Origin of the sequence: Neisseria sp. P0008.S010 (assembly GCF_051962715.1) — a bacterium.
Classification (GTDB): domain Bacteria; phylum Pseudomonadota; class Gammaproteobacteria; order Burkholderiales; family Neisseriaceae; genus Neisseria; species Neisseria elongata.
Window position 1 is genome coordinate 1 of record NZ_JBQCVA010000111.1, and the last position, 1,101, is coordinate 1,101.

The following is a 1,101-nucleotide window of genomic DNA, read 5'->3' on the forward strand; positions in this document are numbered from 1 at the left end:
ATCCCGCGTGGCGTGAAGTGCATCAGTATGCAGCTTCACCAGTGCCACGACCGTGACCAGTTCAGACGTATCCAGAATCACGGTATCCGGCTGCGCTGATCCCACCTCATTTTCATGTCCGGTCAGCACATTTTCCCGGCTGAGAGGGGTGTCCTGACCGGCAGTTTCATCCGTGTCATCAAGCTCCTCTTTCAGCTCTGCCACACGGAGCGCCAGTTCTTCTTTCGTCCCCGTCAGGCTGACATCACGGTTCAGTTGTTCACCCAGCGAGCGGAGACGGGCAATCAGTTCATCTTTCGTCATGGACTCCTCCACAGAGAAACAATGGCCCCGAAGGGCCATGATTACGCCAGTTGTACGGACACGAACTCATCAGGGTCAGCCAGCAGCATCAGCGGTGCTGACTGAATCATGGTGAACTCACGCGCCGGATCGCCGGTGGTCACCCAGTTTTTCGGGTAACGGGCAGAGGCGTTAATGCCTTCGCGCTGTGCGTCCGCATCCTGAATGCAGCCATAGGTGCGCAGACCGCGTGCCTGAGTGTTCCCCAGCACCATCGTGTTGTCCGGCAGGAAGTTCTTTTTGACGCCGTTTTCCACGTACTGTCCGGAATACACGACGATGGCCACATCGCCATACATCCCCTTATAGGACACCGCTTTGCCCAGGTCTTTCACCGCTGTCTCCAGCTCGGAATTAGAGCCACGACGGGTATCCAGCTTCTCCTTGACGGCTTTGAAGGAACGGAACAGCGCCCAGCCTTTCGGATCGAACACGATGATATTCACCACACCGCTGGCGTTCAGCGCGTAGGCTTCGATATCGTCGGTCGGGTCATACGTGGACTTGTCACGCTTGCTCCACTCCGTGCCGCCGGACTGCGTGATGTTATTCTCCTCACTGCGGCCCATATCCACCTCAACCGGATCGAAGGCTTCACCGGTCATGGTGTATTTGCCCTTAAGCACGGCAGAAACTGCCTGCATCTCTTCGACCTGAGCAATGGCCAGCTCTTCGTCACGCATGTTCTGCATGATGATGCGACGGCGGCGGTAAGCCGGGTCCGCCAGATTCTGCGGATCTTCATCCGGCAGGCGACGC

2 protein-coding genes are annotated in these 1,101 nt (G+C 57.4%); both read right to left on the reverse strand.

Annotated elements, in window-relative coordinates; translation table 11 throughout:
- A partial coding sequence (gene gpFI, locus ACTHSL_RS12680) for a DNA-packaging protein FI (protein ID WP_440381665.1) occupies positions 1 to 303 on the reverse strand: 303 nt, incomplete at its 3' end.
- A 41-nt stretch (positions 304 to 344) separates the two neighbouring features.
- Positions 345 to 1,101 (reverse strand): major capsid protein (locus tag ACTHSL_RS12685; protein ID WP_440381666.1); only part of this gene is annotated, 757 nt, incomplete at its 5' end.